Origin of the sequence: Nocardioides agri (genome assembly GCF_013778305.1) — a bacterium.
GTDB lineage: Bacteria > Actinomycetota > Actinomycetes > Propionibacteriales > Nocardioidaceae > Nocardioides > Nocardioides agri.
In genome coordinates, this window is the sequence record NZ_JACEIC010000004.1 from 155525 (window position 1) to 170509 (window position 14985).

16 protein-coding genes are annotated in these 14985 nt (G+C 72.4%); 6 read left to right on the plus strand and 10 right to left on the minus strand.

Annotation, left to right across the window (positions count from 1 at the left end; all coding sequences use genetic code 11):
* Window positions 1-25: 25 nt before the first annotated feature.
* Window positions 26-535 carry a hypothetical protein gene (locus HZF07_RS22800; RefSeq protein WP_157339839.1) on the plus strand — a complete coding sequence of 170 codons (510 nt, stop codon included), beginning with the start codon at window positions 26-28 and terminating at the stop codon, window positions 533-535.
* Window positions 536-550: 15 nt separating this feature from the next.
* On the plus strand, window positions 551-949 hold the full coding sequence (locus HZF07_RS22805; RefSeq protein WP_157339840.1) for a YccF domain-containing protein: 399 nt from the start codon (window positions 551-553) through the stop codon (window positions 947-949).
* Here the strand turns inward: HZF07_RS22805 and HZF07_RS22810 are convergent.
* Window positions 890-1807, minus strand: coding sequence for an EamA family transporter (locus HZF07_RS22810; RefSeq protein ID WP_181645621.1), 918 nt, complete (start codon window positions 1805-1807; stop codon window positions 890-892). The two genes, HZF07_RS22805 and HZF07_RS22810, sit on opposite strands and share 60 nt — an antisense overlap.
* Before the next feature lie 73 nt (window positions 1808-1880).
* Between HZF07_RS22810 and HZF07_RS22815 the strand changes: the two genes are divergently transcribed.
* On the plus strand, window positions 1881-2768 hold the full coding sequence (locus HZF07_RS22815) for a LysR family transcriptional regulator (RefSeq protein ID WP_181645622.1): 888 nt from the start codon (window positions 1881-1883) through the stop codon (window positions 2766-2768).
* A 3-nt stretch (window positions 2769-2771) separates the two neighbouring features.
* Here HZF07_RS22815 and HZF07_RS22820 read toward each other — a convergent pair whose 3' ends face one another.
* From HZF07_RS22820 to HZF07_RS22830, 3 genes are all read right to left on the minus strand, one after another.
* Complete coding sequence (locus tag HZF07_RS22820; RefSeq protein WP_157339841.1) at window positions 2772-3557, minus strand: hypothetical protein; 786 nt, start codon at window positions 3555-3557, stop codon at window positions 2772-2774.
* Between the two features lie 119 nt (window positions 3558-3676).
* Window positions 3677-4597 (minus strand): co-chaperone YbbN, encoded by a 921-nt coding sequence (locus tag HZF07_RS22825; RefSeq protein ID WP_157339842.1) that lies wholly within the window; start codon window positions 4595-4597, stop codon window positions 3677-3679.
* A 19-nt stretch (window positions 4598-4616) separates the two neighbouring features.
* On the minus strand, window positions 4617-5825 hold the full coding sequence (locus tag HZF07_RS22830; RefSeq protein WP_181645623.1) for an acetyl-CoA hydrolase/transferase family protein: 1209 nt from the start codon (window positions 5823-5825) through the stop codon (window positions 4617-4619).
* Window positions 5826-5968: 143 nt separating this feature from the next.
* Between HZF07_RS22830 and HZF07_RS22835 the strand changes: the two genes are divergently transcribed.
* Window positions 5969-8182: a choice-of-anchor J domain-containing protein gene (locus HZF07_RS22835; protein WP_157339843.1), complete on the plus strand. Its 2214-nt coding sequence runs from the start codon at window positions 5969-5971 to the stop codon at window positions 8180-8182.
* Between the two features lie 12 nt (window positions 8183-8194).
* On the opposite strand, the gene HZF07_RS22840 is transcribed toward HZF07_RS22835, so the two are convergent.
* The 4 genes from HZF07_RS22840 to HZF07_RS22860 all read right to left on the minus strand — a co-directional run bounded on the left by HZF07_RS22840 (window position 8195) and on the right by HZF07_RS22860 (window position 10717).
* On the minus strand, window positions 8195-8785 hold the full coding sequence (locus HZF07_RS22840; protein WP_157339844.1) for a GNAT family N-acetyltransferase: 591 nt from the start codon (window positions 8783-8785) through the stop codon (window positions 8195-8197).
* Window positions 8786-8802: 17 nt separating this feature from the next.
* On the minus strand, window positions 8803-9351 hold the full coding sequence (locus HZF07_RS23555) for an MmcQ/YjbR family DNA-binding protein (RefSeq protein ID WP_198346319.1): 549 nt from the start codon (window positions 9349-9351) through the stop codon (window positions 8803-8805).
* 7 nt (window positions 9352-9358) lie between these two features.
* Window positions 9359-9847, minus strand: a complete 489-nt coding sequence (locus HZF07_RS22855; protein WP_181645624.1) for a MarR family winged helix-turn-helix transcriptional regulator — start codon at window positions 9845-9847, stop codon at window positions 9359-9361.
* Window positions 9848-9916: 69 nt separating this feature from the next.
* Complete coding sequence (locus HZF07_RS22860) at window positions 9917-10717, minus strand: MerR family transcriptional regulator (RefSeq protein WP_181645625.1); 801 nt, start codon at window positions 10715-10717, stop codon at window positions 9917-9919.
* Window positions 10718-10820: 103 nt separating this feature from the next.
* Here HZF07_RS22860 and HZF07_RS22865 point away from each other — a divergent pair, with 103 nt between their 5' ends.
* Window positions 10821-12254, plus strand: coding sequence for an MFS transporter (locus tag HZF07_RS22865; protein ID WP_157339846.1), 1434 nt, complete (start codon window positions 10821-10823; stop codon window positions 12252-12254).
* Here the strand turns inward: HZF07_RS22865 and meaB are convergent.
* Both meaB and HZF07_RS22875 read right to left on the minus strand, forming a co-directional pair.
* Entirely contained in the window at window positions 12212-13174 is a 963-nt protein-coding gene (gene meaB / locus HZF07_RS22870; RefSeq protein ID WP_181645626.1) for a methylmalonyl Co-A mutase-associated GTPase MeaB, read from the minus strand. The genes HZF07_RS22865 and meaB overlap by 43 nt on opposite strands.
* The gene (locus HZF07_RS22875) at window positions 13158-14351 is read right to left on the minus strand and encodes an acetyl-CoA C-acetyltransferase (RefSeq protein ID WP_157339847.1); all 1194 of its coding nucleotides are present in this window, start codon (window positions 14349-14351) and stop codon (window positions 13158-13160) included. The genes meaB and HZF07_RS22875 overlap by 17 nt, the downstream gene beginning before the upstream one ends.
* Window positions 14352-14486: 135 nt before the next feature.
* Between HZF07_RS22875 and mce the strand changes: the two genes are divergently transcribed.
* Window positions 14487-14942, plus strand: a complete 456-nt coding sequence (mce, locus tag HZF07_RS22880) for a methylmalonyl-CoA epimerase (protein ID WP_157339848.1) — start codon at window positions 14487-14489, stop codon at window positions 14940-14942.
* The last annotated feature ends 43 nt before the right edge of the window (window positions 14943-14985 follow it).

Genomic DNA, 14985 nt, shown 5'->3' on the forward strand with positions numbered 1-14985 from the left:
TGACTCCGGTCGTAATCTTGATTACATGATTACGAATGAACTGCAGGAGCGTGTGAGCGGCTGGTTCGCCGGCCGGCTGCCGGCGGAGTGGCAGCCCGCCGAGGTGACGGTGGACCGCGAGGAGATCACGGTGGTGCTGACCATCGCGGACGTCGAGATGGAGGGGTCCGAGGCGGCGGTGGCCGAGGCGCGGGCCGGGCGCGCGAGCGGGTTCCGCGAGGAGACCCGCGAGCAGCGCATGGAGATCGCCCAGGAGGCGCAGCACCGGTTCGAGCGGAAGGTCTCGTGGGGCCTGGCGGTCGGCGAGCGGCGCGAGCTGTGGACCCACGTCTCGGCGCCGGTGATGACCCGGCTGCGGCAGCCGCAGCGGCTGGTGCTCGACACTCTCGTCGACGCCGGCGTCGCGCGGTCGCGGTCCGAGGCGCTGGCCTGGTGCGTGCGCCTGGTCGGCCAGCACGAGGACGACTGGCTCACCGAGCTCCGCGAGGCGATGAGCACCGTCGCCGACGTTCGCGCGAAGGGTCCGGCCGCCTAGCCCTAGATTGACCGCATGCGCTTCCTGCTGAACGTCATCTGGCTGGTGCTGTGCGGGATCTGGATGGCGATCGGGTACGCCGTGGCCGGGGTCGTCTGCTGCATCCTCATCGTCACGATCCCCTTCGGGATCGCGTCGTTCCGGATCGCGGCGTACGCGCTGTGGCCGTTCGGCCGGACGGTCATCCGGCAGCCGACCGCCGGCTTCTGGTCGGCGCTCGGCAACGTCATCTGGGTGGTCGTCGCGGGCATCTGGCTCGCGCTCGGCCACGTGGTGACCGGCCTCCTGCTCTGCCTCACGATCATCGGGATCCCGCTCGGCGTCGCGAACTTCAAGATGATCCCGGTGGCGCTGCTACCGCTGGGCCGCCAGATCGTGCGCATCGACGAGGTCGGCGTCGTCGGCCCGCGCTGACCCCGACCGCGGCGGCCGCATCGCGACCAGCACCCCGAGCACGAGCAGGACCCCGCCGGTGACCTCGGCCGCGTTGGGCCGCTGGTCGAGCAGCAACCAGGCCGAGGCCATCGCCACTACCGGCGCGAGCAGCACCCAGGGCACCACGGAGGACGACTGGTTGCGCGAGAGCAACGTGTTGAAGACGCCGTACCCCACCAACGAGGCCAGCCCCGCGGTGTAGAGCGTCGAGACCGCGGCCTGCCACGAGAACGACGCGAGCGCGTCGCCGATCGCCGCGGGGCCGTCGACCGCGAGCGACAGTGCGAGCAGCGGCACGGGCACCACCACGGCCGACCACACGGTCAGCGACAGCCCGCCGCGTACGCCGGAGGCGCGGGAGACCACGTTGCCGATCCCCCACGAGAGCGCCGCGAGCAGGCACAGCGACAGCGCGACCACGGAGACGTGGCCGCCGCGGCCGACCGCGACCACGGAGAGCCCGACGGCACCGACGAGGACCCCCACGACCTGCGTCGGGGTCGGCAGCTCGCGCAGCACCCCGGCCGCGATGAGGATCGTGAAGATCACCTGCGCCTGGAGGACCAGCGCGGCGAGACCCGGCGGCATGCCGGCGTCCATCGAGACGTAGAGGAAGCCGAACTGGCCCAGCGACATGAACGCGCCGACCGCAGCGACCACCCGCCACGGCGCGTCCGGCCGGGCGACGAAGAAGATCGCGGGGAAGACCACACAGGTGAAGCGGATCGCCGCGAACAGCAGCGGCGGGATGCCGGCCATCCCCCAGTCGATGACGACGAAGTTGAAGCCCCAGATCGAGGCGACCAGGGCGGCGAGGAGCGAGTCGCGGCGGTTCACTACGCCAGCCAACCGCATGGCCACCGTGAAGCACCAGCGAATCCTCATGCACCCTTCCATGTAGCATCGCTGCATGATCGATCTGGCTGCCCTCACCAGCCTGTGCGCGGTCGACACCCACGGCTCCGTGGTGGCCGCGGCCGACGCGCTCGGCTACACCCCGAGCGCAGTCTCCCAGCAGGTCAAGCGGCTCGAGAAGCAGACCGGCGTCCCGTTGCTCGAGCGGGTGGGCCGCGGCGTGATGCTCACCGACCACGGCCGGCACCTCGTCGACGCCGGCGTGCGGCTGCTGACCGACCTCGAGCGCGTCGAGGCCGGCCTGCACCGCCGCGCCGGGGCCGTGGCCGGCCACCTGCGGGTCACGGCCTTCTCGACCGCTATGCGCGGCCTCGTGGCGCCCGTCGTACGCGACCTGCGCGACCAGCACCCGGACCTCACCCTCACGCTCACGGAGCGCGAGCCGTGGGACACCGTCGACCTGGTGGCCAGCGGCCAGAGCGACCTCGGCGTCGTGCACCGCTGGGGCGACGTGCCGATCTCGATCCCCGAGCACCTCGAGGCGACGGTCGTCGCCCATGACGTCGCCGACGTCGTCGTCCACGTCGACCACCCGCTCGCCGCCCGGCCGACGCTCACGCCGCGAGACCTCGTCGACGAGGACTGGATCGCCACGCCCGACGGCACGATCTGCCGCCAGTGGCTCACCCGGATGTACGCCGGGACCGGGCGACTGCCCCGCATCGCGCACACCGCGATGGAGTTCGACTCGCACCTCGCTCTCGTGCGCGCCGGCCTGGGCATCGCCCTGGTGCCCCGGCTCGGCCGGCAGCCGCTCGGCGAGGAGCTGGTCGGCGTACCCGCCCACGACCCGGAGCCGACCCGCGACGTGATCGCGGTGCACCGGCGGAGCATGGCGGACTCCCCCGCCGTCCGGGCCGTGCTCAACGCGCTCGGCGGCTGATCATCAGAGCTCGACCAGCACGAACGAGCGGTCGTCGAAGCTGTCCGCACCCGGCGCAAGAGCCTTCGGACCGCCGTAGGGCCCGATCCGCAGCGGGTCGTCGGCGAGCTCGCGCTGCAGCGCCAGCTCGGTCTCCTCCCAGGTCGGGGCGAGCACGGGGTAGCCGTCGGTGGCGAGGATCAGCTCCCGGGCGTCCAGCGGGACCTCGACGCTCGTCAGCAGGTGTCGAGGGATCGGCAGCCCGTTCCAGGCGGCGTAGAAGTAGTCACCCTGCCCGTCCACGTTCATCAGCCCGGACTCCCGGACGAGCAGGTCGCCGATCGCGACCCGCCCCGGGTCGTCTCGGCGCAGGTCGTCGACGGAGCGACCGGCCGCCAGCTCGCGATCGGTCAGGGCGCGGCGGATGCCGGTGACGTGCTCCTCGTACCGATGTCCGTAGAACTGCGCACTTCCGTCCACCGCCACCCAGGTGTCGGTCACGACGACCACCCGCCTCGCCGCCAGCGAGAAGACCGCCCCCGCGGCGCTCGGGCGGTGCCGGCCCTGGTGCGTGGCGGTGATGTCGGTCAGCGTGTCGACCAGGTCGAACGGGTCGAGACCGGGGTCGGCGTTCTCGATCGCCACCACCATGTCGTCCACCAGGCGCGCGGTTGCCGCGATCGCGCCGGCCATCTCGTCGCTCTTCGGCGTGACCCCGTCGATGACGGCCACCCACGCGTCGGTGGCGACCAGCCGGTCGAGGTTCGGGGATACGCCCTTGCCCTGCGTGAACGCCGTCAGGACGCGCATCCGGTGTCTCCTCCGCTGGACTCCTCAGGCTTTCCTGTCACTTCTCGGCCGTTGCAACGCCTGAGAAGTGACAGTTTCACCGGTGCACCGGTGAAACCGACACCGCCGCCCCGGACCCGCTAGAACAGCGCAGACGCCAGGTTCTGCCGGCCGCGGAGCACCCGGGGGTCGTCGTTGCCGACGGCGCCGAAGAGGCCGAGGAGGTGCTCGCGGGCCTTGTCGCGGTCGTCACCGGAGCTGCGACGGACCAGGTCGACGAGGCGGTTGAAGGCGTCCTCGACGTGACCGCCGAGCATGTCGAGGTCGGCGACCAGCGTCTGCGCGTCGACGTCGTCGGGGTTCGCCGCGGCCGCCGCGCGCGCGGCGTTGAGGTCGGCGCCCTGGGTGCGCTGGAGCACCTTCGCCATCGCCAGACCGGCGGCGGCCTCGGTGTCGGCGGGGTTGGCGTCGACGAGCTTCTGGTACTCCGCCACCGCTCGGTCGACGTCGCCGTCGCCGAGCGCGTCCTGCGCCGCGGCGTAGCGCGGGTCGGCGGCGGGCTCGCCGTCCTCCCCCGCAGCGCCGGCCGTCGAGCGCGGCTGGTGCCGGCCGGCGATGCCGTTGGCGGTCAGCTGCTGCATCACCTGGGTGATCTGCGTGCGCAGCTGGTCGAGGGGCAACGCGTCCTGCAGCAGCGGCGCGGGCCGCCCGTCGAGCACGGCGACGACCAGCGGGATCGACGGGATCTGCATCGCCTGCGCGATCTGCGGCACGGCGTCGATGTCGACGAGACCGACCAGGAAGCGGCCCTCGAACTCACCGGACAGCGTGGTCAGGTCCTGCGCGAGCGTCGCGCTCTCGGGCATCCGGGTCGGCGAGAAGAAGACCAGGAAGACCGGTGCGGTCATCGACGCCTCGAGCGTCGACTGGAAGTTCTGCTCGGTGATCTCCACGGCGTACGACGAGCCGACGGGCCCGCCCGCGGACGGCGCGCCGGGCGCGGCGTTCGCGAGGCCGGAGAGGTCGAACGCGCCGGGGCGCGAGAACGGCTGCTGACTCATGCGGCCAATCCTAGGGAAGTCAGCCCAGACCGAGCGCGACCGCCTCCTCGCGCAGCTCCTCGCGGACCCGCGGGTGGGCGGCGTACTCGATCAGCTGCCGCGCCTGCTCGCGCTGGTCACGGCCGTAGAGCTCCGCGACGCCCTGCTCGGTCACGACCGCCGTCATCTGGAAGGAGGTCACCGGCTCGTCGACGAGCGGCACGATCGTCGAGCAGTCGGCCTTGGGGTGCCAGGACCTCATCGCAATGAGGGCCTGGCCGCCCTCGCTGTGCATCGCGCCGACGAAGAAGTCGGTCTGGCCGCCGAAGCCCGAGTGGATCCGGGCGCCGATCCGCGACGCGTTGGCCTGCCCGAAGAGGTCGACCTGCAGGGCGGTGTTGACGCTCAGCTGCTGGGGGTTGCGGGCGATCCGGGCCGGGCTGTTGGTGACCTCGGTGCGCACCAGCTCCACCCGCTCGTTGTCGTGCACCCACTCCAGCAGCTCGGCCGAGCCGAAGAGGAACGACGCCGAGATCGCGACGTTGCGGTCCAGGGCGCCCACCTTCTCCAGCGCGAGGATGCTGTCGGAGAACATCTCGGTCCACACCCGCAGCCCGCTGCGGGACGTGAGGCCGTGCAGGGTCGCGTCGGGTACGGCGCCGATGCCGGCCTGCAGGGTCGCCCCGTCGCCGACCCGGGCGGCGACGAGCTCGCCGATCCGCGCCGACTCGTCGTCGATCACGGTCACCGGCGCGCCCGGCATCGGCGTGTCCGCCTCCACGAGCACGTCGATGAGCTCGAGGTCGATGACGGAGTCGCCGTAGGTCCACGGCATGTGGTCGTTGACCTGCGCGACCACGAGCCCGCCCCGCCGCCGGGCCGCCTCGAGCGCAGCCGGCATCACGTTGACCTCCACGCCCATCGACACCTTGCCGCCGCGCGGCCGGGTCGTGTGCAGCACCACCAGGTCCGGTGGGAGCGCGGTGCCGAAGAGGCGCGGGACCATCGACAGGCGGGACGGCACGTAGCTCAGCCGCGGGCTGCGCCGCTGTCCCGGGCCCACGAACGCCGTCTCCAGGGTGACCCCGTCGCGGTCGGGGAGACCCCGCTGCCCGTTGAGCGCCCACAGCCGGTAGCGGTCCAGCTCGGAGTCGACCAGGCCCAGCACGTGCCAGGGCGTCGCGTGGTTGCCGGTGACGACCACGCGCGGGTCGTCGGGGAGCTGGGCCAGGGCTGCGGCGAGGTCCACGCTCCGATCAGACCAGAGGGAACGGGTCGCGGGTAGTACCGGTCGACCCTTGCCAGCCGGGCTCCGCTCGGGATAGGAACTAACCCGGCGCCACCCCGCTACCGCGGGTCAGCACTCGGCAGGCGCCGTTTTCGGGAGGTCTCATGAAGACATCGTTGCTGTCCGCCGGAGTCGCGCTCGCCACCTGTGCGGCGGGGCTCCTCATCCCCTACGGCGGCGCATCAGCGGCGCCCGGCACCACCGCCGCACCCCGCGCCTCGGACGTCACCACGCCGAGCGACGTGCGGGAGGTGTCGCCGGACGCGAAGTACTCGACCAAGCAGCTCGGCCAGCTCGGCGCCCAGTCGCGCAAGCGCAGCAGCCTCGCGGCGGCAGCGACGCCCGCGGTGGGCACGCAGCGCCAGTGGGTCGGCCTCGACGACGCCAACGGCGTCCTCTACCGCAAGGACTACACGCTCCGCGGCGTCGGCGACAAGATCGAGGTCTGGGTCGCCAACGACACGGCGTTCCTGCCGGCGGACTGCCGCAACCAGGTCGCCAACTCCACGACGATCACCGACGCCCAGGTGGCGCGGCTGATCACGGAGTTCGACGGGAACATGTACCCCAAGGAGACGGCGGCGTTCAGCACCCCTCCCGACCGTGACGGCAGCAACGCCCTCCTCGGCCCCGACAAGAACGGCAACGGCGGCAACTACACCGGTGACGGCGACAAGACGGTCGCGCTGATCGACAACGTCCGCGACGACAACTACTACGACTTCCCGGCCGCCTCGACCTACATCGCGGGCTTCTTCTCCGCGCAGTTCAACGAGCTGCTCGACCGCAACGTGATGACGATCGACGCCTACGACTGGGCGCACCGCACCGGTGACAACCCGGCGGACGCGGCGACCGCGGACCCGTGCACGAGCCGCCCGGCGCGCCCGAACCTCTACGAGGGCACGTTCGCCCACGAGTGGCAGCACCTGCTGCACTACTACACCGACCCGTTCGAGACGAACTGGATCAACGAGGGCCTCTCTGACTTCGCGCAGACGCTCGTCGGCTACGTCGACGCCACGAGGACGATCGACCAGCCGCGCAACGACAGCCACATCAACTGCTTCCAGGGCTGGGGCAACGTCCAGACGCAGTACAACCCCAACCCGCGTGACTGCGGCGGCGCCCAGAACTCGCTCACGCTGTGGGGCGAGGACCCCAACCCCGCGGCCGTGCTCGCCGACTACGGCAACGCCTACTCGATGATGCTCTACCTCTACGACCGGTTCGGCACCGACTTCATGTCGGCGCTGCACCGCGACGGTGAGCGCCAGGGCATCGCCAGCCTGGCGGCGGAGCTCGCCGACGAGGGCATCGACGACCCGTACACGCTGATCCACCAGTACCAGTCGATGGTGCTGCTCGACCGCATCGTCGGCGACGCCAAGCACGCGATCGTCGTCGGCGCGCGCAAGGACAAGGTGACCACGCCGAGCCTGCGCTCCACGGTCAACCTCGACAACCCGGAGTCCTACGACACCCCCGGCGCCGCACCCAACGGCGCCGACTACGTCGCGCTCCGCGGTGCCGACGGCAAGGTCCTCAAGGGCAACAAGCTGCGCTCGCTCACCTTCGACGGCGCGGCGACCCTGCCCGAGCAGCCGCTGGAGTGGACGGTCGTGTCCAACGACCCGGACCGGGCGGGCAACCCCGTGCTGTGGTCGGGCAACGACACCAACCTCGACGCGGCCGCGGTCACCCAGGTCGCCGTCCCGACGACGAACCCGACGCTGACCTTCCTCGCGAAGTACGGCGCCGAGCTCGGCTACGACTACGGCTACGTCCAGGTCTCGACCGACGGCGGCAAGACCTACACCTCGATCGCCGGCGACAAGACCGTCGACGGCCCGTTCGGCCCGGCGCTCAACGGCACCACGGACGGCTTCGAGCCGCACTCGTTCGACCTCTCGGCGTACGCCGGGAAGACCATCCTGCTCAGCTTCCGGTACGTCAGCGACGGTGGCGTCAACGAGGGTGGCCTGGAGATCGACGACGTGGCGGTCGGCGGCACCACGATCAGCGACGGGTCCAGCCTGGCGCCGTTCAAGTCGCCCACGCAGATCCGGCCGGCGGAGGTGGCCAACTGGAACCTCAAGCTGGTGGGCATCCGCGAGGGCAAGGTCCCGGCCGTGCTGCAGGTCGAGTTCGACGGCCGCAACCACGTGTCCCTGAGCCGGCACCAGCTGGCCGCGGGCGCGCCGTTCGACAAGGTCGTGGCGATCGTCGCGACCGACGACCCGACCGAGCTGGTGCAGCAGTTCGCGCCGTACACGCTGAAGGTCAACGGCGTCACCCAGCCGGGTGGCGGCTCCTGACCTGACGCACGCTCAACCCGCAGCCGCCCGTCGTGGACCCCGGTCCGCGGCGGGCGGCTGCCATTCCCGCCGCAGCAGCCCGAAGACCCACGAGTCCGACACGTCGCCGTCCACGACACAGTCCTCGCGGAGCGTGCCCTCGTGGACGAACCCGAGCTTCTCCAGGACCCGCGCGGACGCCGCGTTGCGCGTGTCGGTCTCGGCCTGCACCCGGTTGAGGTCGAGCGCCTCGAACGCCCAGCGCAGCAACGCCCCCGCGGCCTCCGTCGCGTAGCCGTGGCCCCACGCAGGCGCGGCGAAGCAGAAGCCCAGCGCCGCACTGCGGTGGTCGGGGCTCCAGCGGCTCAGGCTGCACCATCCGATGAAGGTCCCGTCGCGGTCGACGGCCAGGCGTGCGCCGGTGCCCTCCTCCGCCAGCTGGCGGCTGGCCGCCAGGAACCGCTCTGCACGGGCCGGGTCGCGCCAGGGCGGCGAGTCCCAGTAGCGCAGCACGTGGGCGTCGCTGTGCAGCGCCCAGAGCGCGTCGGCGTCGGAGGCCGCGAACGGGCGCAGCCGCAGGCGGTCGGTGACCAGGGTCGGGGTCGGCAGGGACACAGACGCCATCGTGCCCGAGGTCGGCCCTAGCGGGTCCAGCGATATAGCTGCCCGTCGCGGACCTCGACGGCGGTCGGCGGCTTCGGCGTGGGGTGGCTGCGCAGGTGCGTCATCACGTTCGTGCGCCCGCGCAGCGCCACGGCACCGTCGGTGAAGTGCAGGTAGGGGTGCAGCAGTGCCTGCAGCTCGTCCCACTCCCCCGCGTCGACGGCGGCCCACGCCTGAGCTGCAGGAGGATCGAGCTCGGGCAGGTCGTGCAGCATCTTCGGCGTGCACATCCGCCAGGCGTCGATGACCAGCTCGCGCATCTCGACGGGGTCCAGCCGGTCGAGGCGCGCGCACACCCACTGGTAGCGCAGGTCGCGCGCAGGCGGGAGGAAGAACGTCTCGGGGTCGGACTCGATCAGCCCGTCACGGGCGTCCTTCGGGTAGCCGAAGCCCATCAGCGTCTCGTCCTTGCTGAAGCCGACGAAGACGATCTGGCGGACCTTGAGCTTGGCCCGGCCGCCGGTGTGGAACTCGTAGGCGCGGGGCAGGGCCAGGCCGACGCGGCGGACGTCGTCGGCGGTGACCATGCGGCCCTCAGAAGTCCCCGGCGGCCTTGCGCACCGGCGTGAGCAGCGCCGAGAGCGTCTCGAGGTCGTCCTCGGACAGGGCGCCCAGTGCGAAGTCGGCGTCGATCAGGTCGCGCGTGGCCCGCTCGACCAGCTCCCGTCCGCCGGCCGTGATCTCCGCGAGCACGGCCCGGCCGTCGTCGGGGTGCGCGCGCCGGGTCACCAGGCCGGCCGACTCGAGCCGGCGCACGATCGAGGTGACCGAGGTCGGATGCACCTGGAGCCGCTCGCCCATCTTGCCGAGCGGCAGCGACCCGCGGGAGGAGAACGTGAGCAGCACCAGGGCCTCGTAGCGCGCGAACGTCAGCCCGTGCGGCTTGAGGATCGCGTCGAGCCTTCCGATGACGAGCTGCTGCACCCTCATCAGGGAGGTCACGGCGTGCATCGCCGGCACGCCTTCCCAGCGCTTGCCCCACTGGCGGGCGGCTTCGTCGATCGGGTCGAACGGGAGGCTCACCTGCGCGAGGCTACGGGACCGGAGCCGCGACCTCGTCCCCTTCTTGCCCTTCGACCCACCGGCGCGTGGTCACCGCACCGGCCAGCACACCTCGGTCGCGTGGGCGATCAGGTCCTCGGGGTCGCCGGTCGGCAGGTAGCGCTCGACCACCGGCCCGTCGGCCGCCAGCGCCTGCTCGGTGACGGCGCGACCGACGGCCGAGTAGGCGCTGTCGAGGTCGACCATCGGGCCGTCGTACGTCGCGACGGCGTGGCGCGCTGCGGGGCGTTCGACCACCTCGACCCGTCCGGGCAGCGGCGGGACGGACGCGACGGGCACGAAGGCCACGATCTCGGACTCCCCCTCGGCGAAGAACTCGGTCGGGAAGACCGCACCGTCCGGGCCGGTGCGCTCGACCCCCGAGGTGCGCACCAGCCGGTGCAGCTCGGTGAACGCCTCGAGCCACCAGCCGACGACGCTCTCGCCGGTCACCCACCCGCGGATCGCGAGCGTCGTGCACGCGGCCTCGTCGCGGTGGACCACCTCGAGGCGCTCCTCGCCGGAGAGCATCCGGCGCAGGGAGTCCACGGTCTCCTGGGTCTCCTGGAGCTGGCGGCTCATCCGCTCGAGGTGCGCGACGATCACCCGGTCGCGCGACTCCTCGTCGGGCGCGGCCAGGGCGGTCCGCACGTCGTCGACGGGCAGGTCGAGGTCGCGCAGGCGACGGATGAGGCGCGCCTGCGCGACCTGCTCCGGCCGGTAGTAGCGGTAGCCGCTGTGCTCGTCGATCCGGGCCGGCTCGAGCAGCCCGACCTCGTGGTAGTGGCGCAGCGCCTTCACGGTCAGGAAGGTCATCCGCGAGAAGTCGCCGATGCTCAGCTGGTCGGTCATGGCCGCCACTCTGCACCCTCCCCCTACCGGAGGGTCCAGCTGATTTCCCGGCCCGGCCGAGGGGGTTGACCCTCCCGCTACGGGAGGGTGGAGGAACGTCGTCATGACAGACATCAGCTTCCGGCGCGGCCCGCTCGCGGTGCTGCTGACCGGCACCTTCCTCATCGTCCTCGACTTCTTCGTCGTCAACGTCGCGCTGCCGTCGGTGCAGCGCGACCTGCACGCCGACAACACCGCCCTCGAGTGGCTGGTGGCCGGCTACGGCCTGACGTTCGGCGGCCTGCTGCTCGTCGCCAGCAGGGTCGCCGACCGCTGGGGCCGGCGCCGGGTCTTCATGCTCGGCACCGCGCTGTTCGTGGCGAGCTCCGCCGCGTGCGGGTTGGCCCCCGACACCACCACGCTGGTGGTCGCCCGCCTGGTGCAGGGCGCGGCCGCGGCTGCGATCGCGCCGACGGTGCTGGCCCTGATCGGCGACGTGTACGCCGGACCGCACCGGGCCCGCGCGCTCGGCGCCTACGCGACCGTCATGGGCGTCGCGGCCGCCTCCGGCCAGCTGATCGGGGGCGTGCTCATCCACCTCGACCTGGCCGGGAGCGGCTGGCGGGCGATCTTCCTCGTCAACGTGCCGATCGGCCTGGCCGCGGTCGCCGCGGCGCCCCGGCTGCTGCCCGAGACCCGGATCGCCGGGGCACCGCGGGTCGACGTGGCGGAGGCGGCCCTGGTCGTCGCCGCCCTCACGGCGCTGGTGCTCCCGCTGATCGAGGGGCAGCGCCAGGGGTGGCCGCTGTGGACCTGGGCCAGCCTGGTCGGCTCGGTGCTGCTCGCCGACCTCGCCTGGTTGCGCGGGCGGGCGCTGCGCCGTCGCGGCGTCCGACCCCTGGTCGACCCCGACGCGCTCGGCGCGCGCGGGGTGCGGGCGGGCCTGGCCGGTCAGGCCCTGCTCTTCACGGGCATGGCGGCCTACTTCCTCGTCCTCGCGCTCTACCTCCAGGACGGCCGCGGCCTCGGCCCGCTGGCGTCCGGCGCGGTCTTCACGATCGTCGCCGCTGCCTACATGGTCGGCACCGCGGATGCCGCACCGCTCATCGCGAGGTACGGCGCGCGGGCGACGATCGCCGGCGCGGCGGCGACGTTCGGCCTCGGCCACCTGCTGCTGCTCGGCGCGGTCGAGCACGTGGGCGTCGGGGGCTCGGTGCTGTGGCTGGCGCCGGGTCTGGCCGTCGGCGGGCTCGGCATGGGCGTCGCGCTCGCGGCGCTCGTCGGCACCGTGATGGGCTCGGTCGCCTCCGAGCACGCCGGCACCGTGTCGGGCACCGCGTCGACCGGGCAGCAGGTCGGCAACGCGCTGGGCGTGGCGCTGGTGGGCATCGTGTTCTTCGGCCGGATCGACCAGGGCATGGTGGAGGCGTTCGGCGCGAGCCTCGTCTACCTCGTGGCGACCACCGCCGCGGTGGCGGTGGCGGCGGCGCTCCTGCCCGGCCACACCCGCGTGCGTCAGCCGGAGACGCTGCCGAGCAGCTCGTCGGCGGCGGCGTAGGGGTCGGTCTCCCCCGCCACCACGGCCGCTGCGAGCTCATCGAGCTCGTGGCGGCCGTGGACGTCGGCCCACCTACTGCGGAGCGCGGTCACCGCGATCGCCTCGATCTCGCCGCGCGCGCGGCGGGTACGGCGTCGCAGGAGCTCGCCGCTGCCGACCAGCCAGGTCCGGTGCCGCGCCACCTCGGCGACGACCTCGTCGAGCCCCTGGCCGTCGTGCGCGACCGTGGGCACGATCGGCGGCGCCCAGTCGTCCTCACCGCGAGCGGCGTGCGAGAGCATCGAGCGCAGGTCGCGGCGCACCTGCTGGGCGCCGTCGCGGTCGGCCTTGTTGACGACGTAGACGTCGCCGACCTCCAGCAGTCCGGCCTTCGCCGCCTGGATCCCGTCGCCCATCCCGGGCGCGAGCACCACGAGCGTGGTGTCGGCGAGCCCGGCGACCTCGACCTCGCTCTGCCCGACGCCCACGGTCTCGACGAGCAGGTCGTCGCAGCCGGCGGCGTCGAGGACCCGCAGCGCCTGCGGGGTGCTCCACGCCAGCCCGCCGAGATGGCCACGGGACGCCATCGAGCGGATGTAGACCTCGGGGTCGAGCGTGTGGTCCTGCATCCGCACCCGGTCACCGAGCAGCGCGCCCCCGGTGAAGGGCGACGACGGGTCCACCGCCAGCACCCCGACCCGCCGGTCGTCCCGGCGCAGCCGGGCCACGAGCGCGCTGGTGAGCGTCGACTTGCCGACGCCCGGGGCACCGGTGATGCCGACGACGTGCCCGTGGCCGGGGTGCGCGGCGAGGGCCGCCGCCACCTCGCGGAGCAGCGGCGACTCGTCCTCGACCAGTGAGATCAGCCGGGCGACCGACCGGGCGTCACCCTCGCGGGCGCGCCCGACCAGGTCGGCGACGGAGTCAGCTCTTCGGGACACGCACGATCAGCGCGTCGCCCTGGCCGCCGCCGCCGCACAGGGCCGCGGCGCCCACGCCGCCGCCACGGCGCTTGAGCTCGAGGGCCAGGTGCAGCACGACGCGGGTGCCGGACATCCCGACCGGGTGGCCCAGGGCGATCGCGCCACCGTTGACGTTGACCTTGGCGTTGTCGAGACCGAGCTCGCGCGCGGAGGAGATGCCGACGGCGGCGAACGCCTCGTTGAACTCCACCAGGTCGAGGTCGGTCGCGGCGATGCCCTCCTTCTCGCACGCCTTGGCCGTCGCGGCGGCCGGCTGCAGCTGGAGCGAGGAGTCCGGGCCCGCGACCTGGGCGTGGGCGCCGATCTCGGCCAGCCACTCCAGGCCGAGCTCCTCGGCCTTCGCCTTGCTCATCACGACGACCGCGGCGGCGCCGTCGGAGATCTGCGACGACGAGCCGGCCGTGATCGTGCCCTCCTTGGAGAACGCCGGACGGAGCTTGCCGAGCGACTCGGCGGTCGTGTCGCCGCGGACGCCCTCGTCGGTGGCGAACTGGATCGGGTCGCCCTTGCGCTGCGGGATCTCGACCGGCACGACCTCGTCGTCGAAGACGCCGTTCTTCCAGGCGACGGCGGCCTTCTGGTGCGACTGGGCCGCGAACTCGTCCTGCTCGTCGCGGGTCAGGTTCGCCGCGGCGGCGTTGCACTCCTCGGTGAGCAGGCCCATCGCCTGCGAGGTGAACTGGTCGAAGAGGGCGTCGTAGGCCATCGAGTCCACGAGCTTCACGTCACCGAACTTGATGCCCTCGCGCGACTTCGGCAGGAAGTGCGGGGCGTTGGTCATCGACTCCATGCCGCCAGCCACCACGATGTCGACCTCGCCGGCGCGGATCAGCTGGTCGGCCAGCGCGATCGCATTGAGGCCCGAGAGGCAGACCTTGTTGATCGTGATCGAGGGGACGTTCATGGGGATGCCGCCCTTGACGCCCGCGATCCGGGCGGGGTTCTGGCCGGCGCCGGCCAGGATCACCTGACCCATGATCACGTAGTCGACCTGGTCGCCGGAGACGCCGGCCTTCTCCAGCGCGCCCTTGATCGCGACCCCACCGAGCTCGGCGGCGGAGAAGTCCTTGAGGCTGCCGGACAGGCGGCCGATCGGGGTGCGCGCACCAGCGACGATGACGGACGGACCGGACATGGAGAGCCTCCAGGAGTGGGCAGCGAGGAACAGGGGGAACTCTGGCCGACACTACCCACGGGGCGGAGCACCGGCGAGGGTGGAAAAGGTCACACGCGCTCGCCGCGGGCCGCACGCCGTACGACCATGAGCGGCATGAGCACCTCGACCGGCCTCGACGCCGCCGCGCACCTGTTCACCGCCATCGACCACGTCGGCATCGCCGTGCCCGACCTCGATGCGGCGATCGCCTTCTACGAGGGAACCTACGGCATGCGGCTGGCGCACCAGGAGGTCAACGAGGAGCAGGGCGTGCGTGAGGCGATGATGGCGGTCGGCGACTCCGGCTCCTGCATCCAGCTGCTCGCGCCGCTGAACGAGCAGTCCACGATCGCGAAGTTCCTCGACCGCAGCGGACCCGGCATCCAGCAGATGGCCTACCGGGTCACCGACGTCGAGGCGGTCAGCGCGATCCTGCGCGAGCGCGGGCTCCGCCTGCTGTACGACGAGCCTCGGCGCGGCACCTCGGACTCGCGGATCAACTTCATCCACCCCAAGGACGCCGGCGGCGTCCTCGTGGAGCTGGTGCAGCCCGCGAGCGCCGGGCACTGAGGGACATGTCACAGGAGGTGTCGCCCCGAGTTACCGGTGGGTA